24 protein-coding genes are annotated in these 22,013 nt (G+C 61.7%); 12 read left to right on the top strand and 12 right to left on the bottom strand.

The window, feature by feature from the left end:
• The first annotated feature begins 111 nt into the window (after positions 1 to 111).
• The 7 genes from KDW95_RS02050 to KDW95_RS02020 all read left to right on the top strand — a co-directional run bounded on the left by KDW95_RS02050 (position 112) and on the right by KDW95_RS02020 (position 5,774).
• Positions 112 to 978 carry a fumarylacetoacetate hydrolase family protein gene (locus tag KDW95_RS02050; protein WP_255854580.1) on the top strand — a complete coding sequence of 289 codons (867 nt, stop codon included), beginning with the start codon at positions 112 to 114 and terminating at the stop codon, positions 976 to 978.
• A 48-nt stretch (positions 979 to 1,026) separates the two neighbouring features.
• A complete protein-coding gene (locus tag KDW95_RS02045; protein WP_255854579.1) occupies positions 1,027 to 1,233 on the top strand; it encodes a dodecin in 207 nt (68 codons plus the stop codon).
• A 310-nt stretch (positions 1,234 to 1,543) separates the two neighbouring features.
• Positions 1,544 to 1,807 (top strand): hypothetical protein, encoded by a 264-nt coding sequence (locus KDW95_RS02040; protein WP_255854578.1) that lies wholly within the window; start codon positions 1,544 to 1,546, stop codon positions 1,805 to 1,807.
• A gap of 316 nt (positions 1,808 to 2,123) precedes the next feature.
• Positions 2,124 to 2,393: a hypothetical protein gene (locus tag KDW95_RS02035; RefSeq protein ID WP_255854577.1), complete on the top strand. Its 270-nt coding sequence runs from the start codon at positions 2,124 to 2,126 to the stop codon at positions 2,391 to 2,393.
• Between the two features lie 99 nt (positions 2,394 to 2,492).
• On the top strand, positions 2,493 to 3,911 hold the full coding sequence (locus tag KDW95_RS02030) for a sensor histidine kinase (RefSeq protein ID WP_255854576.1): 1,419 nt from the start codon (positions 2,493 to 2,495) through the stop codon (positions 3,909 to 3,911).
• The gene (locus tag KDW95_RS02025) at positions 3,901 to 4,380 is read left to right on the top strand and encodes a hypothetical protein (RefSeq protein ID WP_255854575.1); all 480 of its coding nucleotides are present in this window, start codon (positions 3,901 to 3,903) and stop codon (positions 4,378 to 4,380) included. The genes KDW95_RS02030 and KDW95_RS02025 overlap by 11 nt, the downstream gene beginning before the upstream one ends.
• Positions 4,381 to 4,382: 2 nt before the next feature.
• The gene (locus KDW95_RS02020) at positions 4,383 to 5,774 is read left to right on the top strand and encodes a sigma 54-interacting transcriptional regulator (RefSeq protein ID WP_255854574.1); all 1,392 of its coding nucleotides are present in this window, start codon (positions 4,383 to 4,385) and stop codon (positions 5,772 to 5,774) included.
• A 41-nt stretch (positions 5,775 to 5,815) separates the two neighbouring features.
• Here KDW95_RS02020 and ybaK read toward each other — a convergent pair whose 3' ends face one another.
• From ybaK to KDW95_RS02000, 4 genes are read right to left on the bottom strand one after another with little or no spacing between them, the layout of a single operon-like run.
• Complete coding sequence (ybaK, locus tag KDW95_RS02015; RefSeq protein ID WP_255854573.1) at positions 5,816 to 6,292, bottom strand: Cys-tRNA(Pro) deacylase; 477 nt, start codon at positions 6,290 to 6,292, stop codon at positions 5,816 to 5,818.
• Positions 6,293 to 6,338: 46 nt separating this feature from the next.
• Positions 6,339 to 6,893, bottom strand: a complete 555-nt coding sequence (locus KDW95_RS02010) for a hypothetical protein (protein WP_255854571.1) — start codon at positions 6,891 to 6,893, stop codon at positions 6,339 to 6,341.
• Positions 6,893 to 7,429 carry a BPSL1445 family SYLF domain-containing lipoprotein gene (locus KDW95_RS02005; protein WP_255854570.1) on the bottom strand — a complete coding sequence of 179 codons (537 nt, stop codon included), beginning with the start codon at positions 7,427 to 7,429 and terminating at the stop codon, positions 6,893 to 6,895. The genes KDW95_RS02010 and KDW95_RS02005 overlap by 1 nt, the downstream gene beginning before the upstream one ends.
• Positions 7,430 to 7,431: 2 nt before the next feature.
• Positions 7,432 to 7,662 (bottom strand): DUF3820 family protein, encoded by a 231-nt coding sequence (locus tag KDW95_RS02000; RefSeq protein ID WP_255854569.1) that lies wholly within the window; start codon positions 7,660 to 7,662, stop codon positions 7,432 to 7,434.
• Positions 7,663 to 7,836: 174 nt separating this feature from the next.
• Here KDW95_RS02000 and KDW95_RS01995 point away from each other — a divergent pair, with 174 nt between their 5' ends.
• Complete coding sequence (locus KDW95_RS01995) at positions 7,837 to 8,076, top strand: Rho-binding antiterminator (RefSeq protein ID WP_255854568.1); 240 nt, start codon at positions 7,837 to 7,839, stop codon at positions 8,074 to 8,076.
• A 20-nt stretch (positions 8,077 to 8,096) separates the two neighbouring features.
• A complete protein-coding gene (locus KDW95_RS01990) occupies positions 8,097 to 8,891 on the top strand; it encodes an MOSC domain-containing protein (RefSeq protein ID WP_255854567.1) in 795 nt (264 codons plus the stop codon).
• Positions 8,892 to 8,941: 50 nt separating this feature from the next.
• Here the strand turns inward: KDW95_RS01990 and KDW95_RS01985 are convergent, their stop codons facing one another.
• The 5 genes from KDW95_RS01985 to smrA form a co-directional block, all read right to left on the bottom strand.
• Positions 8,942 to 9,343: a YbaN family protein gene (locus KDW95_RS01985; RefSeq protein ID WP_255854566.1), complete on the bottom strand. Its 402-nt coding sequence runs from the start codon at positions 9,341 to 9,343 to the stop codon at positions 8,942 to 8,944.
• A 70-nt stretch (positions 9,344 to 9,413) separates the two neighbouring features.
• Positions 9,414 to 11,669 carry a tRNA(Met) cytidine acetyltransferase TmcA gene (locus KDW95_RS01980; protein WP_255854565.1) on the bottom strand — a complete coding sequence of 752 codons (2,256 nt, stop codon included), beginning with the start codon at positions 11,667 to 11,669 and terminating at the stop codon, positions 9,414 to 9,416.
• A 95-nt stretch (positions 11,670 to 11,764) separates the two neighbouring features.
• Entirely contained in the window at positions 11,765 to 14,032 is a 2,268-nt protein-coding gene (metE, locus tag KDW95_RS01975; protein ID WP_255854564.1) for a 5-methyltetrahydropteroyltriglutamate--homocysteine S-methyltransferase, read from the bottom strand.
• A 153-nt stretch (positions 14,033 to 14,185) separates the two neighbouring features.
• On the bottom strand, positions 14,186 to 14,791 hold the full coding sequence (locus tag KDW95_RS01970) for a DUF924 family protein (RefSeq protein WP_255854563.1): 606 nt from the start codon (positions 14,789 to 14,791) through the stop codon (positions 14,186 to 14,188).
• Between the two features lie 107 nt (positions 14,792 to 14,898).
• Positions 14,899 to 15,477, bottom strand: coding sequence for a DNA endonuclease SmrA (smrA, locus tag KDW95_RS01965; RefSeq protein ID WP_255854562.1), 579 nt, complete (start codon positions 15,475 to 15,477; stop codon positions 14,899 to 14,901).
• Positions 15,478 to 15,660: 183 nt separating this feature from the next.
• On the opposite strand from smrA, the gene KDW95_RS01960 reads away from it, so the two are divergent.
• Complete coding sequence (locus KDW95_RS01960) at positions 15,661 to 16,464, top strand: hypothetical protein (protein WP_255854561.1); 804 nt, start codon at positions 15,661 to 15,663, stop codon at positions 16,462 to 16,464.
• A 94-nt stretch (positions 16,465 to 16,558) separates the two neighbouring features.
• On the opposite strand, the gene mtnK is transcribed toward KDW95_RS01960, so the two are convergent.
• The gene (mtnK, locus tag KDW95_RS01955; protein WP_255854560.1) at positions 16,559 to 17,755 is read right to left on the bottom strand and encodes an S-methyl-5-thioribose kinase; all 1,197 of its coding nucleotides are present in this window, start codon (positions 17,753 to 17,755) and stop codon (positions 16,559 to 16,561) included.
• Between the two features lie 142 nt (positions 17,756 to 17,897).
• On the opposite strand from mtnK, the gene mtnA reads away from it, so the two are divergent.
• Entirely contained in the window at positions 17,898 to 18,917 is a 1,020-nt protein-coding gene (mtnA, locus tag KDW95_RS01950; protein ID WP_255854558.1) for an S-methyl-5-thioribose-1-phosphate isomerase, read from the top strand.
• Positions 18,918 to 19,255: 338 nt separating this feature from the next.
• Positions 19,256 to 19,492 (top strand): EF-hand domain-containing protein, encoded by a 237-nt coding sequence (locus KDW95_RS01945; protein WP_255854557.1) that lies wholly within the window; start codon positions 19,256 to 19,258, stop codon positions 19,490 to 19,492.
• A gap of 74 nt (positions 19,493 to 19,566) precedes the next feature.
• Here the strand turns inward: KDW95_RS01945 and KDW95_RS01940 are convergent, their stop codons facing one another.
• Together KDW95_RS01940 and ggt are read right to left on the bottom strand one after the other, a co-directional pair.
• Positions 19,567 to 19,971 carry a phnA protein gene (locus KDW95_RS01940; RefSeq protein WP_255854556.1) on the bottom strand — a complete coding sequence of 135 codons (405 nt, stop codon included), beginning with the start codon at positions 19,969 to 19,971 and terminating at the stop codon, positions 19,567 to 19,569.
• A gap of 128 nt (positions 19,972 to 20,099) precedes the next feature.
• On the bottom strand, positions 20,100 to 21,866 hold the full coding sequence (gene ggt, locus KDW95_RS01935; protein ID WP_255854555.1) for a gamma-glutamyltransferase: 1,767 nt from the start codon (positions 21,864 to 21,866) through the stop codon (positions 20,100 to 20,102).
• Between the last annotated feature and the right edge of the window lie 147 nt (positions 21,867 to 22,013).

Here is a 22,013-nt window from a genome sequence, read left to right as displayed (position 1 = left end):
CTGACGGCCCCGAAAGCCTGGAGCGCTCCTGCACAGCTCAGGGCGCTTTCAGCGCCTGCCCTCAGCCAGCACCATCGGCTCAAACCCGTCCCGACAAAACCGGAATTCACCATGCGCTTGATCACCTTTGAACACCAGGGTCGCCAGTCCGTCGGCGCCCTTCTGGACGGCCACGTTATTAATGCCGCCGCTGACCCCCAGCTTCCCGGCGACATGCCGGCCCTGCTGGCCGCCGGGGCACCTGCACTGCAGCGTCTGCAACAGCTCGCCGGGCATCCCGCTGCCACCCTCGCGTTCGACCAGGTCCGCCTGCTGGCACCGGTACCGCGCCCGGGCAAGTTCCTCGGCGTGGGCCTGAATTACGCCGACCACATTCGCGAGACCGGCCTTGCCACGCCGGAATTCCCGACGATTTTCAACAAGCAGAACAGCTGCGTCATAGGTCCGGGTGAGGCCATTCACAAACCCAGAATATCCGACAAGCTCGACTACGAAGGCGAGCTGGCCATCGTTATCGGCCGGCGCTGCCGCCATGTGCCACTGGAAAAGGCCGCCAGCGTCATTGGCGGCTACACCATCGCCAATGATGTCTCGGTACGGGACTGGCAGGTCAAATCCCCGACCTGGACACTGGGAAAGTCCTTTGACACCCACGGCCCCATCGGCCCCTGGATTGAAACCGGCGAAGGCCTGGACCCGCACAACCTGGAACTGCGCACCTGGGTCAATGACGAATTGCGCCAGCACAGCAACACCCGCCACCTGATCTTCAACTGTTACCAGCTCATCGCCACGCTTTCCACCGTTTGCACGCTGGAGCCCGGCGACATCATCGCCACTGGTACCAGCTCAGGCGTAGGCGTTGCCATGAAACCCCGCGGGTACATGAAGCCTGGCGACCGGGTGCGGATTGAAATCGAGGGAATTGGCGAATTGTGCAATCCCGTCATCGAAGAACCGGACACCCGCTGCTATTAATTAAGGACAGCCGTCCGTCCGGGCGGCGTCCACTCGCGAGGGTTTCCCATGTCTGAACACGTCTACAAGCTCATAGAAGTCGCCGGCTCATCCACCACAGGCTACGACGATGCCATCCAGAAAGCGGTCAGCAAGGCCGCCGCTTCCCTGGACAACCTCGACTGGTTCGAGGTCAAGGAAATGCGCGGCCACATCCAGGACGGCAAGGTCGCGCACTACCAGGTTGTGGTCAAGATAGGATTCAGGCTCGACTGAAACGGCGCGCCAGACCTGCCATACAGACGTGCCGGGCTAGCCCCGGCGCGGGTATCTCCTCGGGCCTGAAGTCGCCACCAGGCGACGTCCAGTCCTTTGTTTTTATTCATTTTTTGGCTCATACAGAATTACTGTCTGTAATACGCAACAGCTTTCACCCGACAGCCGCGCAGAGCGCCGGCCCATCAGCCATTACATAACTGTAACCTACTGTTATTTAAAGGATTAACATAGACTGGCACGCCTCTTGATCTAACAGATAACAGCCAGGGCCGCAGCAGCCCTGCAATATCTGACAAGGAGTGCAAACATGCAGAAATCTGTCTTGCTACTGTGCGGCATCGTCGTGGCCGCCGCGACACTGGGAGCCGCCAATGAAGCCCTGAAACCGGGCCCTGTACAGCCGGTGGACATAGAGTCCAGAATTCCGTCACCTGCGCTGGAACCTGACCCGCGCCCCGTTCCCGCGAAGCCTGCGGGCGATGATACGGCACACCTTTTGCTGCCATCCCCTGACACCTTCCCCATCGACGAGCGCGGCGAATCCAGCCCCATTCCGGACAACCTGGCCTGATGACAAGGTGCCGAACCCAGGCTGCGCTGCAGCGGCTCCCGGCCTGTACAGCAGACCGGCTGCAACCTGAAAAAATACCTATGTATCCATATAGAGACACCATAAGCTATTGATATTAAATAATTTTAAGAAAGATACTTAGCAACCGTATGCATTTGGAGACACCAAATACTCCCCCGATGCTTCCCCGTGTCTGCAACATACGGCAGATACTGCGACAAATATCGATAACTTATTATTTTTAAAGACTTTAAGCCCGAACGGCACAAAGATTGTATTGCTGTACGGCTTCATTCCACCGACAGGGAGAGCCTGAATGAAAATGACTGCCATACTGGGGGCCGGCGCCCTTGCAACCGTCACCCTCTGGCTGACACAGAGCCCGGCGCAGGCCACCGATGCCCTGCCCACAGGCCTGCCCCAGGTATCGATGCCCGTGTTTTTCCAGCTTGATCGCAATGCCGACGGCAAGCTCAGCTTTCTCGAAGCCCGCCAGGACAAGACCCTTGGCCTGGAGTTTTACCGCATGGATCTGGATCTGGACGGTTACCTGAGCCCGCAGGAACTGGACTCCGTACGGGTGTAACGGTCAGGCTGTCGCACTTGGCACAAACTGTCTGCGCTTAACGACAGATTTCATTTGATGGATAATACTGCCCTCACCCCCAGGCTTCGGACCCGTCCCATGACCCCGACTCACCGCTGGCGTGCCGGATCGCTCAGGCAGCTGATCCTGCTGGCATTTCTGCTGGTCGTCACCCCCCTTGGCGTGCTGCTGGTACAGGCCAGCAACGAGCTGGTTGAACAGGCCCGGCAGGGACGGGAGGAAGCACGCCTGTCGCTGGAAATCATTCAGCGCAACCTGCAGCTCGATGTGCTGGCCGAAGACATACTGCGTTCGGCACGCCAATATGCCATCCTGCAGCGCAGCGAAATCCGGGGCCGCCAGCAGGAACAAGTCGGCCATTATCGCAACCAGCTGGACATCCAGAGCTTTCTGCTCGAAGGCAATCCGGTGATCCCCCGGTTGCAGGATACGTTGATCCTGATCGAACAGGCCCAGGACGGTGAAATCGGGCTGCCCCTGCTTGAACAACTGGTCCTGTTGACCGGCGAGCTGATTACACAAAGCAATCGCCAGCTCGAACAACGCCTCGCAAAACTGGATAGCCAGGCCCGTGCGACACAGCAGGCACTCTGGCTGCTGGCGTCGATCCTGATCGCAGTTTCCGCCTTGCTGATGCTCTATTTCAGCCTGCGCATCAGCCGCCCGGTAAGCCTGCTGATTGCTCGAATTCGCGCCCTGGGCCACGGCCAGCAGCAAGACAGGGCGGCGCTGCGCGGACCGCGCGAACTGGTCGACCTGAATGCACAACTCGACTGGCTGGGCGATCACCTCAACGAGCTCGAACAGGAAAAGCAGCGCTTTCTGCGCCATATTTCACATGAGCTGAAAACGCCGCTGACCACGCTGCGCGAAGGGTCGGACCTCATGGCGGAGGAAGTCGCAGGCCCGCTCACCGATAACCAGCGCGAGATCATCGAGCTGATTCAGCGCAATAGCTTTGAGCTGCAGACACTGATTGAGCAGTTGCTGGACTACAACCGCCTGCAACAGCCCGGACCGCTGGATGTACGCAGCACCAGCCTGGACAGCTGCCTCAACGCCGCCCTGCACCCCCACAAGTTGTTGCTGGAGCAAAAAAGGATTCGATTGCGACGCCCGGGCAAGGATGCCCAATGGCCCACCGACCGGGCCATGTTGCATCGAATTCTCAGCAATCTGATTTCAAATGCGATTTACTACGGTGATGAGCAGGGCGAACTCAGTGTCAGCTACCAGGTACAGGACGGTCAGATGCACATCGACATAGGCAACATTGGTCCCTTGATCCCGAGCGAGGAAATCGAACAGATCTTCAAGCCGTTTTTCCAGGGCAAGAACCGTCGCCGCGGGCCCCTCAAGGGTTCCGGGATCGGCCTGAGCGTCGCCCAGGATGCCGCCATCGCCCTGGGCGCGCGCCTGTCCCTTGCCCATAATGCCAACCACAAGGTGGTCTTCAGAATCATGTTACCCGCGGTGAGTGAAAGACATGCCACGTAATCTGCTGATCATGCCGCTGTTGCTGGGCCTGCTTGGCTGCCAGGTACCCGGCGCGTTGCAAACCCCCTCACATGGCCCGGCCTGCTACGTTAGCAACGCGGCCCTGGCCGATTTGCTGGTCCGGCAGCAGCACTACCTCGGCAGCCGCGAATCTGCCCGCCGGCAGCAACTGGCACAGGTGGTTAAAAGCAATGACAAGGCGCTGGAAGCCCTGCTGCTGACCAGCCCCCTGGCCAGTGCCGAGCAGTTCAGCCGCGGCAGCAGCCTGTTGGCCAGCCTGCCGCTGTATCCTGATGCCGAGTGCACTGCGGATCGCTACCTGTACCTCCACCAGCGCCAGCTGGAACCCCGTCAGCAGCAGCGCAGCCTGATACAGCAACAGAATACCCAGATCGACGAATTAAAACGAAAGATAGAAGCGCTCACGGACCTGGAACAAGAGATCACGCGACAGCGCAAGGATTTATGATCATGAACAGAATGCCACACCTCCTGCTGGTCGATGACGACACGGCGCTGCTCAAGCTACTCAAGATGCGCCTGCAGGCACAGGACTACCGCATCAGCTGTGCCGAAAGCGGCCAGGAAGCCCTGCAGCTGCTGTCCGGTGACACCGTGGATCTGATCATTACCGATCTGCGCATGGACCATATGGACGGCATGGCACTGTTTGAACAGGTCCAGCGGCGACGGCCAGACCTGCCGGTGGTCATCATGACGGCCCACGGCTCGATTCCCGAGGCCGTATCCGCCACCCAGCGCGGCGTCTATGCCTTCCTGACCAAGCCAATCGACCGTGACCAGTTACTCGATACCGTGCGGGCGGCCCTCAAGTCCAGCGTCCGCCGGCAGGATCAGGAGTGGCGTGCCGGCATCATCGGCGCCAGCCCCGCTATCGAGTCGCTGCTGCTGCAGGCTCAGCGCGTTGCCGAATCCGACGTCAGCCTGCTAATTACCGGCGCCAGCGGCAGTGGCAAGGAGTGTTTCGCCAAGGCCATCCACAAGGCCAGCCGGCGCGCCAGCAAGGCCTTTGTCGCCATCAACTGCGGCGCACTGCCCGAGCAGCTGCTTGAATCCGAACTCTTTGGTCACAACAAGGGCGCCTTTACCGGCGCCATTACCCAGCACCGGGGGCTGTTCCAGGCCGCCCACGGCGGCACCCTGTTTCTGGACGAAATCGGCGACATGCCCCAGACCCTGCAGGTCAAGCTGCTGCGCGCACTGCAGGAACGCACGGTGCGGGCCGTGGGGTCGACCGACGATGTGCCCATTGATGTACGCATTATTTCAGCGACGCACCGTAACCTGGAACAGGCCATCGAAGCCCAGGAATTCCGGGAGGACCTGTACTACCGCCTGAATGTGGTCAATCTGGATCTCCCGCCCCTGCGTGACAGGCCCGAGGACATACCCTTGCTGGCACGACACTTTCTCGGCAAGGCTGCGGATCGCCACAACCCCAGGGTGAGGGGCATTTCACCCGGTGCCATTCACCTGCTGGCCCAGGCCGCCTGGCCCGGCAACGTACGCCAGCTGGAAAATGTACTCGAACAGGTCGTGGCCCTGAGCAGCAGCCCCATCGTATCCGAAGGCCTGGTGTCCCAGGCCCTGGCCAACCAGGAGCGGGTGGTACCGTCCTTCAATGAGGCCCGGGCCGACTTTGAGCGCCGTTACCTGATCAAAGTGCTGCGCATTACCGAGGGTAACGTGACCCATGCCGCACGCATTGCCCAGCGCAACCGCACCGATTTCTACAAGCTGCTCAACCGCCACAGCCTGGAAGCCAGTGATTTCAAGCCCGGCGACAGTAGCAAAAGCGAGACCAGAGACAGTAACCGGCCGGCGGCGCGCAAAATCAGCTAGGCTCGAGCCTGCAGGAGCCCAAGGCTGCAGCGCCAGCGGCGTCAGCCTCGCCCGATGTCCGCCGTCACCGCACCGGTCAGCGCAACCAGGTCAGATGCGGCCATTTCGATCTCAAGCCCGCGCCGGCCGGCGCTCATGTAAATGCTGGGAAATGCCAGGGCGCTGGCATCGAGCACCATCGGCAGGCGTTTTTTCTGTCCCAGCGGACTGATTCCCCCCACCACATAACCGGTGCTGCGCTGTGCATCCTGCGCCTCGGCCATGGTGACTTTCTTGCTGCCCAGGGCCGAAGCCACGGCTTTCAGGTCCAGCAAGCCGGACACCGGCACCAGCGCGACCGCCAGACGCCGAGCATCGCCGTTCAGCGCCACCAGCAGCGTCTTGAAGACCCGCAGCGGCGACTGCCCCAGGGCATCCGCCGCCTCCAGGCCGTAAGACGGCGCCGCCGGATCATGGGCATACTCATGAACCTGAAAACTGATTTTTGCCTTCTGCGCCGCCTTGATCGCCGGTGTCATGATTCGTCCCGTCAACAACTACAGGTGACAACCCAAAGGGCCGCCGTCAGCGCACCAATATATCAGCAATATCAATTACATCCAGCACCGTGCCCTGCCCGGTGGCCACCCGAACGACCCGGTCTTCCAGCAGCAGCAATTCGGTATTGGCATCGTAGCCGTGCAGCGCCTGATTCAGGTCCGCTGGCAAACGCTGGGCCCGACGCCTCAGATCGGGCTCCAGCACTTCGCCCCGCGCGACCTTTTTTTGCCACCCGGGCGGCAAGTCGCCGCCGCGTTCAAGCTTTTTCTGCAGCCCCGGTGGCAAGGTTTTTTGCTTCGCGCCAGTACCCGGGTCACCGCCACCGAAGTAGTGACGTATATAGTCACGGTCCGACTCTCCCATGGGCGCGTGCAGCCGTGCCTCATGCCTGGGCGCGCCATCTTTCACCTGAGTCTGGTGCTCTTTGTCCTGGGACTTGTTCTTGTGCTTCTGTTGTGGCTGCTCCTGTTTCTTGTCGTGCCTGTTGCCGGGTTTGTCGTCCGGCTTTTCAGCCAGGGTCGTCAGTGGCAATGCCGCCAGCAGCACGGCCAGTGTGCATAGCCTGGAGATATTTCGCATTATTTGTCCATCCGGGTGAATTTGGAGCCTTCCAGTGTCAGGTTGTACATCAGCCCCTTGTTGGAAAAGATAAAGCCGATGATCGGCGCCTGCAGGGTACTGGAATCGATCGCGCCGCCGGCCCCCATATCGGCGATGGCGACACTGCCATCGACACCGGCCTCCCAGCCATCACCGCGGCGAAAGCGTCTCAATGCATCCTGGGTCATGAACAGGATAATCTGGCTCTTGATCTGCGCCCCCAGCTGAAAGCCAATGGAGGCGGCAGCGGTGCTGTAATAATCGACGGTTGTGCCGGACACCCGCAATGCGCCTTCTCCGTACTCCCCGCCAATGCCGACACCGGCCTTGTAGACTTCGGGAAAGATAAGGACACCGGCGGCACGCTCGGCCAGTTCACGGCCCGCACTGCTGTGTTGATAAAAGCGCTGCATGGCTTCGCTCGCCTTGGCATCAATTTCCTGGCGCGATGCCGCCTGGGCAGGCAGCGCCAGACACAGACACAACAACGGCATAAGCAGAGAAACGGATTTCACGGTTAACCTCCCCTGTGCTGTCGACGCAGCGGTTCAAGCACCGCCTCCAGCCCATTAAGCTTGATTTCATAGAGCATGCGCAGCAGGTTGCCGAGTTCCCCATTGGGAAAGCCCTCGCGGGCAAACCAGACGACATAGGGCTCCGGCAAATCCAGCAGTACCCGTCCCTTGTACTTGCCAAACGGCATGGTCATATTGGCGATTTTTAGCAACTGTTTCGGATCAAGGTCCATAGCTCCCCCCGCGTTGGTCGTTGTGCATGAGTATAGTCAGCGTCGAAAGCCCCATGGCAGTAGCGGCGCGATTCGACGCGCTGATATAGTGTTGCGGTTGCGGCCCGCCCGCCGGATTCAGTCCGGCCAGCCCGGGCCACGCCAGCGGCAAGGTCAACACCACGGGAGGCAACCATGCAGCGCTATACACCCATCAATTGTGAAGTACACGACGGATTCGAGCTCGCCTGCATGCGAAGATTACGCTACGAGGTGCAATGGCGCGATGCGACGACCGGTACAGTGTTGCACGACCGTATCGAATTTCGCGACCTTGAATATCCCAGGGGCGAGGAATACCTGATTGCAATATCCAGCCACGGCGAGCCACTGCGCATTCGCCTTGATCTCATTATCAGCAAACTGCCCTACTGACACCTGTCCAAGGAATCCCGATGCCGTACCTGTCCGACCTGCATATTTATCCCATCAAATCGACAGCAGGTCTGCGCCTTGAGCGGGCCTTCGTGGAGCGCACCGGCTTAAGCCTTGACCGCCGCTTTGTGCTGGCCGATGCCCAGGGGCGCTTTCTGACGGCCCGCAAGCATCCTAGCCTATTGAAGATAAAAGCCACACCCCGGGTTGACGGCCTGGTACTGACTGCCAGGGGCTGCACGGATCTGTACCTGAACTACCGCCAGTTCTCCAGCCAGTACCGGCCGGTTCGGGTCTGGGATGACGACATTCAGGGCCAGGCATGCAGCGAGGCGGCCGACCGCTGGTTCAGCGACTACCTCGGCCTGCCCTGCCAGCTGCTCTACTTTGGCGATGCATCCAGGCGCGTTACCGCTCTGGATCCCGGCGCGCCGGTGGCCTTCGCCGACGGCTATCCGCTTTTGCTGATCGGCCAGGGGTCCCTGGACGATCTCGCCTCGCGCTGTGAATCGCCGCTGAGCATGGGCCAGTTTCGCCCCAACCTGGTGATTGCCGACTGCGATCCCTATGCCGAGGACAGCTGGAAGCGCATTCGTATCGGTAGCCTGGAACTGGATTTCGTCAAACCCTGCTCCCGCTGCGTCATGGTTAACCTGGATAGCCGCACAGCCCTTGCCCATGCGCAGCAACAGCCACTGCGCACCCTGGCCCAGTATCGCCGCGGCGAAAAAGGCCAGGTACTGTTCGGACAGAACCTGATACCGCGCAATGAAGCGGTGCTGGAAGTCGGCATGGACGTGGAAATCCTGCTCTGAGGCAGCGGCCGCAACACTGGGGTTAGTGCCACCACCAGCGCCTGAAGGGATCAGGCATTCTGGCGGGACGGAACCTGTGCTGGCACCGATGGGCGGGTCCAGATATACAGCAGGGCACACAGAATAGAGGCGCCGGCCAGGGCCTTGAGCCGCCAGTCAAAGTCCCGAAACAGCATGGGGTAGCTCACCAGTAGCAGCATCATGCTGGTGGACAGCCACTTGATGCGCAGCGGAATCACCCCGTGGGCTTCCCAGTCCCGGATCAGGGGGCCGAACAGGCGCTGATTCAGCAACCATTGGTGCAGCCTTTCGGAACTGCGGGAGAAACAGAACGCCGCCAGAATAACAAAAGGCGTGGTCGGCAACAGCGGCAGCACCACGCCCAGCGCGCCGAGCAGCAGTGCCAGCATTCCCGCCAACAGGTAAAACCCTCGTACCACACCTGGCCGCATCCGTGACTCCTGACAAAGATCAAACAGTGTGCCGGCCTGCTTCGCCACCTCGGGCGGGCTCGCTTGGGCGCTACCCGGATCGCTGTACGCCTGCCGAGCGTTCGTTCATCATGCCCATCGCGGGCGCACAGAGCAACCGCCCGGCACTCTCACGTAACTGGCGCACCAGCGCCCGACGTCCGCCTTTGCGGGTCAGCGCAATCGCCTCCCAGCTCTGGCGCTGCAATACCTTGCGCACCAGCAGTTCCTGCTCAGCCAGGCTCAGGCCGGCCTGTTGCCACTGCTCGGGCCCGCCCGCGCATAGCTTCCAGAGCGCCGGTTCGCAGCTCTCGTAGGCGCGATTATGCCGGGCGAAGGTTTCCAGCTCCATCCGTTCGGCGCTGGACAATGCAACCTCGGTACACGGCAGCAGTGCCAGTACCAGCTGCGCCTCCAGCTCGGCCAGCTGTGCCGGCAACTGGTGCAACAGGCTGGCATGCAGGCGCTGGCGAGCCGCGGCAACCAGCGTAGCCCCCGCCCGACTCAGTGGCTGCGCCAGGATACCGGCGAAGGTGCCTCCGACCGGGTCCTTTACCGTACCCAGCCGGATGGCGGCGTAGCCATTGTGGCGCCAAAAGCCCAGCAAATCCGCACTGATGCCAAAGCAGGTACCCAGGTAATCGACACCCTCGCCCTGCGCCCAGCCTTTGAGCCCGGTCAGCAGGGTGCTGGCGATCCCCCGACGCTCCAGTGCCGGGTGCGTGGCGATGCGCATCACCCGCAGGCAACGCAGGGGCGCCGCCGCCATCAGGCCATCCTGGCCAATCAGCGCCTGGGGAATCAGGTGCCCGGCGGGGCGACGATAGCCATCATGGATGGCGCCTGCCAGATCGGCTGGCAAGCCGCCTTCCTCCACCACCAAGAGCGCGCCCGCCACCCGGCCCTCCGCGCTGGCAATCCAGATTCCCAGGTTGGGACTGTCCAGCAGGATACGCAGATCACCGGGCGTGGTCCGGTAGTGCGCCAGCACCAGCAGGCCAAACAGCTGTTCAAGCAGCTTTGGCTGGCGCAACAGCTCGTCCCGTTCCAGGCGCTGATAGCTCAGCTGCGCGGGCGCCAGAGTGCGCACCCGGGCCGCGGCAGCCGGCTCGGCATCCAGCAGCAGCAGGCGAAACGACAGCTGTTCCAGCGGGTCCTTGGCGCTCCAGCGTACCGGTTGTTCCATACTGAGGGCGCGCCAGCCCGGTGCCCGGCGTGTCAGCTCGCGGCGAAAGCGCACCGCAAAGCCGCGTCCGGTACCTTCGTAACCATGCACGGTGGAGGCAAACAGAATGCGGCGAAACCTCGCCAGCAGGCGCGCCAGCACCGGCGCCGGGATGGCGGCGGCCTCATCCACCAGCAGTACCTCGCCTGCGGTATCCCCATGCAACAGGCGCTCCGGCGCCAGATAGCGCACCGAACCGAGTGCATGGCGATAAGCGCCCGCCTTGAGTTCACCGCCCGGCAACAGCGCCTGGACGCGCTCGAACAACGCCTCCAGCGCCCCCAACCCAGGGGCCGTTACCAGCACCTCCCCCCCGTGGCGCTCAAGCCATTGCGCCGCCGCCAGCCCCAGCGCTGCGCTCTTGCCCCGGCCTCGATCCGCGGTCAGCACCAGCGGCACGGCATCCTCCAGTCCCTGCAGGATATCTGCCACCGCGTGCTGCTGATCCAGACTGCGAAAAGGTGCGACAAGTTGAGCGGCGTGCGATCTGTCGGATACCGCAGGCGTGCCGGGGTGACCGATATACAACGCCTGGGAAAGGGGTTCAATGGCGGTAAAATGCCCCGCTGCAGGTGACGCAGGCGGATCCTGCAGCAGGCAAAACACCTGTGTATCGGCTTGGAGAACCCTGACCAGGTGGCGTATGAATCGATGCCCGACGTCGCAGGCCCCGTAGGGCAGCACCGCCAGGTTTTGCTGTTCGGGGTCGGCAAAGTGACACCAGCGTTCCGCCGGGGGGCTCAGCAGGATTAGCACTCCGCCAGCGCGCACCGTCCCCACGCTCTGGCCAAAGGCATTGGGGTTAAAACCGGCGCAGGCATCGAACACCACCGCATCGGTCTCACGTCCAAGCCAGCGCTGGACCCGGGGCGCGGCGACGGCCTCGAAAGGCCGCGGCGCTTCCGTGCCCACCCAGAGTACCTGCTGGGCGCCCCGTGCCGCCAGCAATGCCGCCGCCTGTCGCCGCGCCCAGCCAGCATCGCCCTGCAGCCATACCAGGTACCGAGGCCGGTCACTGACATGCGCGCGACCCTGGCCGCCTGGCGCGGCAGGCAGGGGATCGGATAGCGGGAATTCAGGCATCAGGGGCTCCGGCAACCAGGGGACACAGTGGCGGACAGTAACACCTGCCCGGCGCTCGCCCGCTATTGTACCGGCTTTGCCCCCTGTCTGCGCCGCTAGCCGTCGGCGCGCAGGCGTTTGGCCGCCGCCACCATGTTCTCCAGACTCGGGCCGACCTCATCCCAGCCACGGGTCTTGAGACCGCAGTCAGGATTGACCCAAAGACGCTCGGCCGGAATGCGCTCGGCGGCCTTTCTCATCAGGGCTTCCATCTGTGCCACCTCCGGCACATTGGGACTGTGAATGTCATAGACGCCCGGTCCGATTTCGCTGGGATACTCGAAATCGATAAAGGCATCCAGCAGCATCATGTTCGAACGGCTGGTTTCGATGGTGATCACGTCCGCATCCATGGCCGCGATCGCCTCGATAATGCCGTTAAACTCCGAATAGCACATGTGGGTATGTATCTGGGTTTGGGGAGCCACACCGCAGGCCGAAACGCGAAAGGCATAAACGGCCCAGTCAAGATAGTGCTGCCACTCGCTGCGCTTGAGCGGCAGCCCCTCGCGAATCGCGGGTTCATCAATCTGGATCGCGGCGATGCCGGCGGCCTCCAGCTCACAGACCTCGTCCCGCAGCGCCAGCGCAACCTGCAGACAGGTCTGCTGGCGCGACTGGTCATCCCGCACAAAGGCCCACTGCAACATGGTTACAGGCCCTGTCAGCATGCCCTTGACCGGTTTGGTGGTCAAAGACTGGGCATAACGACTCCACTGCACCGTCATGGCTGCATCGCGATAGACATCGCCGTAGATAACCGGCGGCTTGACGCAACGCGAACCATAGGACTGTACCCAGCCATTGCGACTGACGGCATACCCCTGCAGCAGCTCACCGAAGTATTCCACCATGTCGTTACGCTCAGCCTCCCCGTGCACCAGCATGTCCAGGCCACAGGCTTCCTGGCGTTCGATGCAGTCGGCGATCTCTGCCTGCATCCGGGCGACGTAATCCGCCTCGCTCAGTTCGCCCCGGCGAAAGCCCGCGCGGGTCTGACGAATGGCCGGTGTTTGCGGAAAAGACCCGATGGTCGTGGTGGGGAAAGCCGGCAACTGCAGGCGTTCACGCTGGCGCGGCGCCCGCTCGTCATAGGCCAGGCCCCGTTCGCCATCCTTGAGCGACAGCTGCAGGCAGCGCTGCTTGACGCTGTCCTGATGGACTCGCGTCGAGCTGCGACGCCCGGCCAGCGCCAGGGCATTGTCCGCCAGGGCAGCGGTCACCTGGCCGCCGTTCAGTGCCGTTCCCAGCAACTGCAGTTCGGCCAGCTTCTGCACCGCGTAGGCCATCCAGCCCTTGAGCTCCGCATCCAGAGCCGTTTCCTGACCCAGGTCCACCGGTACGTGCTGCAGTGAACAGGAGCTCGACAACCAGAGCCGGGCGCCAAGCTGATCGCTGACCGGCTGCAGCTCCTTGAGGCGGGCCGACAGGTCAGTTTTCCAGATATTGCGGCCGTCAACGATACCCAGCGACAACACCTGGTCATCACGCAGTTCGGCCAGCACACGACGATACTCCGCGCCCCCGCGCACGGCATCAAGATGCAGCCCCTGTACCGGCAGCGACAGCGCCAGGCTGAGGTTATCCCCCAGGTTGCCGAAATAGGTGGTCAGCAGCAGCTTGAGCCCCGAGCCCGACAGCGCCTGGTAGGCGGTTTCCAGCGCACCCAGCCAGACCGGCTCCAGCTCCTGCACCAGAATGGGCTCGTCCAGCTGCAGCCACTCCACGCCCTCGCGGGCGAGGATAGCGAACAGCTCGGCGTAGGCCTGCAGCAGCGCCGGCAGCAGCTGCAGGCGGTCGAAGTCACCAGCAGTCTTGGCCAGCCACAGGTAGGTCACGGGACCGATCAGCACGGGCTTGACGTCGAAGCCACAGGCACGAGCCTCGGCGATTTCTGCCAGCAGCTTGTCCGGCGCGAGTGTAAAGCGCTGTTGCGGCTCGAGTTCCGGCACCAGGTAGTGGTAGTTGGTATCGAACCACTTGGTCATTTCACAGGCACGTACCGCCGTGCCGGAGGGCGCCCGCCCACGCGCCATGCGAAAGGCCGTATCAAATGCATCGCTTGAGCCATCCTGAAAGCGCGCCGGAATAACGCCCAGCAGGCAGGAATGATCCAGCACCTGGTCGTAAAGCGCGAAATCATTCACGCTGACCCGGGGCTGACCTGCCTGGTGCTGCTGCGCCCAGTTTTGCTGGCGAATACGGCTGCCGGTTTGCAACAGCTGCTCCCGGTTGCAGTTGCCGCTCCAGTAGGATTCGAGTGCGAACTTGAGCTCTCGCTGTGCGCCGATGCGCGGAAAGCCCAGTGTGTGTGTGGTTGCCATGATATGCGTCCCTTTAATGCAGCCATTGAAGTGGGAAGCATTATGACGACACATGACAATTAGTTAAATTGATGTATTTTTTGCATTTATTGAATTTTATTCATATTGAAAATTCAATGACTGTTCGTTTGCACGACCCTCGAGTACGGGGCCCTACTGACCCCAGCGATGGTGTGACTGGTTGAGGTAGGCCAGCTCCTGCTCGGTGGACACTCGCCCGAGCACGGTGTTGCGATGGGGAAAACGCCCAAAACGCACGATCAGGTCGCGGTGCTGATGGGCAAAATCCAGCGCGTTATCCAGCTGGCTGCGGGGCGCCCCCACGAGGGTTTGCCGCAGTGATTCAAGCTGAGCGACAAGCAGGTTTTGCGCCTCCAGAGACTCGGCGTGCTCCAGCGGCATATAGAAAAACAGCCGTTCGGCGGTCTCCAGCGCCAGGTCGTGACCCAGGGCAATCCCCCGCTGGCAGTTTTCCAGCGCCAGGGCGTCACCGCCAAAAGCGTCCGCCGTACCCCGGTAGATGCTGCGACTGAATTGATCCAGCAGCAGAATCAATGCCAGTCGCCCCCGCGGACTGCTGGCCCAGGCTTCCAGCTCACCGCGCATGGCCCGGCGCACCAGGGGCGCGAACAGCTCATCCAGCTGCCGGTCATCCTCCTCGCGCCCTTCCCACCAGAGCCGCTGTTTCGATTCACAGGCAATGCCGTTGTGCAGCGGCCCGAACCAGAACAGCAACACCTCCTCGATTTTTTCCGTCATGACTGGCTCCATCTACAAAGCACTACTCGATGACCCCCTGCCTGAACCCGGCAGGCCGGCTCTCGACTCTCAAGTATAGCCGCGCCACGCACAGGCGCGGCCAGACATCAGCCCCGTTTCTGGTGCCGCTCCCAGTTATCCTGGCGCTGGGCCTCGTTCTTGCGCAGCATCACATGGACCACGCCAAGGCCGCCCTGTTCGGGCGGTGCCGAATGGAACGCCAGCACCTCATCCAGCAACGGCAGCCACTGGTTGAGCGCACTGCGCATCTCGCTGGCGGCATCCCCCGTGCGGCGCCCGCGACCGTGACTGATGGCACAGGTCCTTATGCCATGGGTGGTGCACTCACGCACAAAGTGACGCAACTCGTCCTGCGCCTGCCCCAGGGTCTTCCTGATCAGTTCAAGCCTCGCATCGGCGCGGTAACGCCCCAGGCGAAGGTTGCGGTAGACCCCCTCCTGCACACCGTCACGTTTCCATTCCAGCGGGTCATGGGGATCGACCGGCTGCAGAATTTCGAGTCCCAGGCCGTCGGCAGAACCCTCTGCGGCGCGGCGCCTGGCGGTCAATACGGCCGGTGGCAGCCGCACGGTTCCGGTATCGGCCCTTGGGCTGTGGCGCAGCGGAGCCACCCCATCGCGCTGCATCAACTGATCGAAGTCACTGTTGGGATCTGAACCGGCCATCACCATTCCTCCAGGGTTGCAACGGAGCCTGCGGGATACAGGGCATGCCAGTATAACAATGACTGGCCCCTCCATTTCCAGCCCCTTCCCAACGCTTTCGCGCTGCCGCAATCTGTTCTAAAGTGGACGCGGTGCGATTATCTGCCCGTCAACTGTCCGCCTGCGAAACAGGGAACCACACCGATGCAACGACTGCTACTGATCGTGACCATAGCCCTGGCCATGACCGCCATCTGGCTTTTTTTTGCACCGCAAGACCCCGCCGAGGCGCCCAGGCCCGTTATCAGTGATGTGGAGCGCCAGCAGGCCCGGTCCCACATCGAGCAGCTCACCGCCGATGCCGATCAGCCGATTGCGATTGGCCAGGCCAGCAGTTTCGTCAACGCCAGCCAGCTGTTGCTGCTGCCGGAATCCCAGGTACTGGCGGACAATGTCGAGCTTGAAATGGCGCTGGGTCCCGAGCTGATCGATGCCGCCGCAGCGACCGCCTATGCCGTGGATGTTCGCCCTTCCATCACCCGCACTGACAGCGATCGTTCTCAACAGGCACCCTCAAGCGGTACCCTGCCCCAGCTGGCCGGACAGGTGACGCTGCAGGAACTGCTCAGCAACCCGGAACTGGCCAACGGCAAGATCTTCTATATCCATGCCGTGAATGAGTTCGACAAGGACGGACTCTGGGGCATCCTTAACAGCGGCCTGATCAATTCCTTTGCCCAAGGCCTTGAGCTGCCCCAGGCGGGCGGGTCCATCCAGGTTTCTATTCCAGAAGATGCCGACGAACGCCTGGGCGATCGCAGCAGTTCGTTCCTGGGCAAGGTGCTGGATGACAAGGTGCGTGAAACCTATATCTACAATTATCAGCAGGGACTGCTGGGTCAGGATCCGAACCTGATTCTGCCGGGGCAGCAACTGGTGGTGGTCACCTTCTCGGAAGACGAACTGGTGCAGATCTATCACCATTTCATGTCTCAACGCAGCCCCTGAACGATGGTGCAGCCTCCATACCTGCAAAAACGGGAGTGGCTTGTCAGGCCACTCCCGTTTTCAATGCTGCTTCCCCAGAGGTTGGAACTGAACTTCAGTGATCCCGCACAAAGGCCACCAGCGTCTCGATTGACCCGAACTCGCCGCGCTGCATGATCATCGCGCGCCCAAGATGCAGCACCCTGCTCTCGGCAAGCGCCCGGCGCTGTGGATCCTCGATGGCGTCCAGATCGGCGACATGGGCCAGCCCCAGGGTACGCCGGATCATCTCGGTGCCGGCGTAGCCGATGCTGTCAGCCAGCAGCTCGGCCAGGAAGGCGTCACGGTACAGGGCGAGGTCAAGTGACGGGTCCTGGGTCTTCTCCTCCATCAGGGCGCCAAAGCGCCCGGCAAAGGTGTTCCAGAAGCCGGCAATGGTCTCCAGCAACCATGCCTGGTAGGCAGCGCGTTCGGCTGCATCCCCGGGCAGTTCAGCCTGGCCGGCTACATTCAGCAACAGATTGCCCAGCACGCTGCCGACATCAAAGCCCATGGGCCCAAAGTAGGCAAACTCCGGGTCGATTACCTTGGTCCCCTCGGCACAGGCGAACACGGAACCCGAATGCAGGTCACCGTGCAACAGCGCCTGCGCGCAGGTCAGGAATCGATGCTTCAGACGGGCCACTTCCAGCTTCAGCGGCGCATCCTGCCACAGAGCTTCGGCCTCGTCCCACAGCAGCGGGTTGATATTGTTGCGTTCGTGATCGCAGTACGGGTCCCAGAAGAACAGGTCCTCGGTGATCTTGCACAGATCCGGGTTGATAAAGCGCCCCACCAGCTCCTTCTTGCGGTGCGCATCCAGGTACAGGTCCGAGGTGTGGAACAGGGTGTCGGCCGCAAAGCGCCCCAGGTGCTCTGCCAGCAGCGGCAAATGGGTCCGGGCGATCAGCGCATGGCGCAGGTTCTCATGGGCACCGATGTCCTCCATCACGATGGCGGAACGGGCGGCATCGAAGTGGTAAACCCGGGGAACCAGGTCGGGGCAGTAGAGCGCTTCCTGCTGCAACGCTTCGGCTTCGATGCGGATGCGATCCTGGGATAGCGGCCAGCCCTCACCGATGATGCGAATGTAATGCAGTGCCTGCTTGATAATGACACTGGTGCCGTCATCGGCGTAAACCCGGTATACGAAATTGATATTGCCATCGCCGATTTCCTCGACGCCGAGATTCGCTCCCGCCTGGAAAACGCCGGAGTGGGTCCGCGCAAAGTCGATCACTTCGGCATCATTGGCAAACTTGCAGTCGGTCATGGTTTCTGCCCGTCAAATACGCTGTAAAAGCGCCTATTCTGGCAAAAACGCCGGCGATTTGCTTATGGCAATTGCATCTATTTTCATCCGGGCCACTTTGTTATGGTATCGCCTCCCTCAAGACAGCCAGTTGTGACTCGCCATGAAAGACCTGATCTCCACCAGCCTGAAATACCAGCAGGGCCAGCTTTGGGTGCTGGACCAGCACCAGTTGCCGGACCAGGAGCGCTGGCTGGAATGCACCTCGGTGGAGGCCATGGTGGACATGATTCGCAAACTGCAGATTCGCGGCGCCCCGCTGATCGGCATTGGCGCCAGCCTGCTGCTGGCCCACCTGGCCGAACGGGGCGAGAGCCCCACTGCGCTGGAACAGGCTGCGGCAACGTTGCGCGAGGCGCGCCCTACGGCGGTCAACCTGATGAACTGCATGGACCGCATGCTGGCCACCCTGCGTGAACAGGGCGCGCTTGCGCTGGGCGCCTGTGCAGAACGCATTTTCGATGAAGATGTCCAGCTGTGCCTGAACATGGCGCGCCAGGGTGCGGCGCTGATCGAACCCGGCACCCGTATTCTGACCCACTGCAATACCGGCAGCCTTGCTACGGCAGGTGTCGGCACCGCCATTGGCGTTATCGGGGAAGCCCACCGCCAGGGCAAGGGTATTCATGTGTATGTGGACGAGACCCGCCCGCTACTGCAGGGCGGCCGGCTGACCTGCTGGGAAATGCGCCAACTGCAGGTGCCCTACACCCTGATCTGCGACAGCATGGCCGCCATGCTGATGGCCCAGGGCAAGGTCGACTGCATTCTGGTGGGTTCCGACCGGATCGCCGCCAACGGCGACTTCGCCAACAAGGTGGGTACCTATTCGCTGGCGGTCAATGCCCGTTATCACCAGGTGCCGTTTTACGTCGTGGCCCCCTATACCACGGTGGATCCGCAGTGCCCCGATGGCAGCCAGATTCCCATCGAACAGCGCTCAGCCGCAGAAGTACAGGGCGTCAGCGGCAGTTTTGGCCAGGTGCGCTGGAGCCCGGAAGATGCGCCGGTGTACAACCCGGCCTTCGACGTGACGCCGGCCAGCCTGGTGACCGGCTGGATTCTGGATACGGCCGTGCTCAGCCCCGAACAGGTGAAGGCCGGCGCCCTCAGCCACCTCTGAACAACACGCTGCCTGTTGAGCCCGCCCCGAGGCCGCCCGCCTCAGGTGAGGCTCGGCCGTGGCATGTTGCACGCCCCGGCGCCAGCCTTACCCGGCCCGTGGCCGTCGCCAAACAGAAACACCCCAAGCCATTGAATTTAAAAGATTAGTAGAACCCGCCGACAATAGCGTCGCGAAAACAAGACAGAACCTGGCCTGTTTCGCCCCCGCCCGCTCCCGAGCCCTTCGTTACGACCTGACTGAAAACACCTAAACTACTGTTATAAAAGGACTATATTTTTCTGGCACAAATATCGCCATGCGCAAGGCGAGACTTGTCAAAAGGAAAGGAGATGTCCATGCGAACCCTTACAGCCACCCTCGGTGCCGCCCTGCTCACCACCTGCGCCACGCTCCACGCAGATCCGGTGCAAACGCTGTTTCAGGAACTGGATGTCGATAACGACGGCAAGCTCAGCTGGCAGGAGTCCAGCGCCTACGCGGACCTGAAAACCTATTTCACCTCGCTTGATGCCAACCAGGACGGCTACCTGACACCCTTCGAATTTGGCGTCCAGCAGCGGTCACAAAGTTAAGCGCCAGCGGCCATTTGACTCCGCAGCGCGCTCAACACCTCTGGGCCTGGGGGCGTTTTTAAAGCAGGACCGTGCTAAAAATCGATGGAGTCCACCCAGAGTTGCTCTTCGGGATCCAGATAGAGTTGCTCGTGCAGTTGCATGGCCCAGTCTTCGCGGCCAATAAAAGTATCGAGCAGAGCGATGGCCAGCACCCGTGCGGCCGGGGTCGAACTCCAGACTGCCGTCCTGAGGCAGCGCCAGTGATGAGGATCGCGCTTCCTGGGCTGGAGGATCTGCTTGAAACACACCTCACACAGCATGACGCAGTGGTCGAAGTTGGCCGGTGTCTCCACCGGCGGCACTTCAAATACCTTGAGGCTTACGCCCTGGCGGTCACACAGCTCGCAGTGGGCGCCACAGCGGCGTATCAGGTCCTTGCCGAAGATCGACAGTCCGTGCTGCTGTCGCTCATGATACCTTTCCTGTGCGCGGGACATTGGTCTATCCCCTATGAATAAGTCTGCCTCAATCATAGACCAGCCAGGCACGCCTTGCCGGTACGCCAGGGCGCGGGCGGGCGCAATACCGGCCGCTAAGGCGCCCACCGGGCAACGGGGGTAAAGCGCTAAAAACCCCGCGCCGACGAGGTGCTGCGCCTAGGGTCGGCACCACCATAAAAGGTGCCATCCTCGGCTACCATGATGCTCTGAATCGCCCCCATGGCGGCTTTTTGCGACACCGTATGCCCCATGCCCTCAAGCAGTTTCACCGTATCCGGGCTGATACCCTCTTCCACCCGAATTTCATCCGGCAGCCACTGATGATGCACGCGCGGCGCATTCACCGCCGCCTGAATATTGAGGTTGTGATCGATCACGTTCATCAGCACCTGCAGCGTGGTGGTAATGATGCGCGAACCGCCGGGACTGCCGGTCACCAGGAAGTTCTTGCCGTCTTTCTGCACGATGGTGGGCGACATCGAGCTGAGCATGCGCTTGCCGGGCTCGATCTTGTTTGCCTCGCCGCCAATCAGGCCGTAGGCATTGGGTACGCCTGGCTTGGCACTGAAGTCGTCCATTTCGTTATTCAGCAGAAAGCCCGCGCCATCGACCACGATGTGAGAGCCGTAACTGAAATTGATGGTGTAGGTGTTGGATACCGCGTTGCCAAACTTGTCGACCACCGAAAAGTGGGTCGTCTCATTGCTCTCGTAGGGGGCCGGGTCACCGGGCTTGAGACTGGCGCTGTCGGTGGCCCTGAGCGGGTCGATGGTGTCGCGCAGCTGTGCAGCATAATCCTTGGACGTCAGCCCGGCCACCGGCACCTTGACGAAATCCGTATCGCCGAGATATTCGGAACGGTCGGCGTAGGCCCGCTTCATGGCTTCAGCCATCAGGTGAATGGTGGCCGCCGAGTTATGCCCCGTTTCGGCGATCGGATAGCCCTCCAGCATGTTCAGGATCTGTACCACATGGGTACCACCGGAACTGGGCGGGCTCATGGAGTAGACATCGTAACCGCGGTAGTTGCCATGTACCGGTGTGCGCACTGCGGGTGCATAGTTTTTCAGATCTTCATGGCTGATCAGGCCACCGCCGCGCTGCATCTGGGCCACGATCAGGTCGGCGGTTTCACCTTCGTAAAACCCCTTTACACCCTGTTCCGCGATGCGCTTGAGCGTGGCCGCCAGGTCCTTCTGCACGAACAGCTCGCCCGGCTCATAGAAACTGCCGTCAGGCTTGAAAAACACCTTGGTGCTGGAGTCAAACTTGCCCAGCCGCTCGGCACTTGCCTTGATGCCGTCACTGAAGCGTGACGGAATCACGAAGCCCTCGTCGGCCAGCCGGATGGCCGGGGCCAGGGCATCGGCCAGCGACAGGGTGCCGTACTTTTCCAGCGCCAGTGCCAGGCCTGCCACCGTTCCCGGCACGCCGGCCGCCTTGTGGGAATAGCGACTGATATCGCTGTCGACGTTACCGTCCTTGTCCAGGAACATGTCCCGCGTGGCGCCGGCGGGCGCCTTTTCACGGTAGTCGATGGCCACCACCTCGCCGGCACTTTCGGAGGACACCAGCATAAAGCCACCGCCGCCGATATTGCCCGAACGCGGCTGTGTCACGGCCAGCGCAAAGGCCGCCGTCACCGCCGCATCGATGGCATTGCCACCCTTTTCCAGCACGTTGAGGGCTTCATCGGTCGCCAGGTAGTGACTCGTGACCACCATGCCGTTACGGGCATCGGCCGGTACGCTGCGATCGCCCTCCAGAATGGCCGCAGCCTCTGCGCCGATAACGGGCAGCAGGCACAGCGAGGTACCGAGCACGAATGAGGCCAGGGCAGCACGGCCCTGAGTGACGCAAAAGGCGTTTGTTAATCGCTTGGGAAACGGCATCTGAACATCCTTGAATGACTGCTGTTCTGGGCGTCCGTAGCCACGGACAGCCCACAGTGTAGTCACAAGGTCACGCAAGCGGCAATGCCAGGGCGGCTTTGCTCAAAGGAGGCGGATACCGCCCTGGCACATCAGTGGATGCGACCG

The sequence above is a fragment of the Marinobacterium rhizophilum genome (assembly GCF_024397915.1).
GTDB lineage: Bacteria > Pseudomonadota > Gammaproteobacteria > Pseudomonadales > Balneatricaceae > Marinobacterium_A > Marinobacterium_A rhizophilum_A.
The sequence above is the reverse complement of the archived record's forward strand: the minus strand, read 5'-3'. Positions and strand labels throughout refer to the sequence as shown.

Coding starts and splice junctions, on each gene's coding strand:
- KDW95_RS02035 (WP_255854577.1), top strand. CDS start 2,124: ATGAAAATGACTGCCATACTGGGGGCCGGCGCCCTTGCAACCGTCACC.
- KDW95_RS01980 (WP_255854565.1), bottom strand. CDS start 11,669: ATGCCTGAATTCCCGCTATCCGATCCCCTGCCTGCCGCGCCAGGCGGC.
- ggt (WP_255854555.1), bottom strand. CDS start 21,866: ATGCCGTTTCCCAAGCGATTAACAAACGCCTTTTGCGTCACTCAGGGC.
- KDW95_RS02010 (WP_255854571.1), bottom strand. CDS start 6,893: ATGCGAAATATCTCCAGGCTATGCACACTGGCCGTGCTGCTGGCGGCA.
- KDW95_RS02000 (WP_255854569.1), bottom strand. CDS start 7,662: ATGGACCTTGATCCGAAACAGTTGCTAAAAATCGCCAATATGACCATG.
- KDW95_RS02030 (WP_255854576.1), top strand. CDS start 2,493: ATGACCCCGACTCACCGCTGGCGTGCCGGATCGCTCAGGCAGCTGATC.
- KDW95_RS01960 (WP_255854561.1), top strand. CDS start 15,661: ATGCAACGACTGCTACTGATCGTGACCATAGCCCTGGCCATGACCGCC.
- KDW95_RS02050 (WP_255854580.1), top strand. CDS start 112: ATGCGCTTGATCACCTTTGAACACCAGGGTCGCCAGTCCGTCGGCGCC.
- KDW95_RS02020 (WP_255854574.1), top strand. CDS start 4,383: ATGAACAGAATGCCACACCTCCTGCTGGTCGATGACGACACGGCGCTG.
- mtnA (WP_255854558.1), top strand. CDS start 17,898: ATGAAAGACCTGATCTCCACCAGCCTGAAATACCAGCAGGGCCAGCTT.
- KDW95_RS01990 (WP_255854567.1), top strand. CDS start 8,097: ATGCCGTACCTGTCCGACCTGCATATTTATCCCATCAAATCGACAGCA.
- KDW95_RS02025 (WP_255854575.1), top strand. CDS start 3,901: ATGCCACGTAATCTGCTGATCATGCCGCTGTTGCTGGGCCTGCTTGGC.
- ybaK (WP_255854573.1), bottom strand. CDS start 6,292: ATGACACCGGCGATCAAGGCGGCGCAGAAGGCAAAAATCAGTTTTCAG.
- KDW95_RS01985 (WP_255854566.1), bottom strand. CDS start 9,343: ATGCGGCCAGGTGTGGTACGAGGGTTTTACCTGTTGGCGGGAATGCTG.
- KDW95_RS02040 (WP_255854578.1), top strand. CDS start 1,544: ATGCAGAAATCTGTCTTGCTACTGTGCGGCATCGTCGTGGCCGCCGCG.
- KDW95_RS02045 (WP_255854579.1), top strand. CDS start 1,027: ATGTCTGAACACGTCTACAAGCTCATAGAAGTCGCCGGCTCATCCACC.
- mtnK (WP_255854560.1), bottom strand. CDS start 17,755: ATGACCGACTGCAAGTTTGCCAATGATGCCGAAGTGATCGACTTTGCG.
- metE (WP_255854564.1), bottom strand. CDS start 14,032: ATGGCAACCACACACACACTGGGCTTTCCGCGCATCGGCGCACAGCGA.
- KDW95_RS01995 (WP_255854568.1), top strand. CDS start 7,837: ATGCAGCGCTATACACCCATCAATTGTGAAGTACACGACGGATTCGAG.
- smrA (WP_255854562.1), bottom strand. CDS start 15,477: ATGGCCGGTTCAGATCCCAACAGTGACTTCGATCAGTTGATGCAGCGC.
- KDW95_RS01970 (WP_255854563.1), bottom strand. CDS start 14,791: ATGACGGAAAAAATCGAGGAGGTGTTGCTGTTCTGGTTCGGGCCGCTG.
- KDW95_RS01940 (WP_255854556.1), bottom strand. CDS start 19,971: ATGTCCCGCGCACAGGAAAGGTATCATGAGCGACAGCAGCACGGACTG.
- KDW95_RS01945 (WP_255854557.1), top strand. CDS start 19,256: ATGCGAACCCTTACAGCCACCCTCGGTGCCGCCCTGCTCACCACCTGC.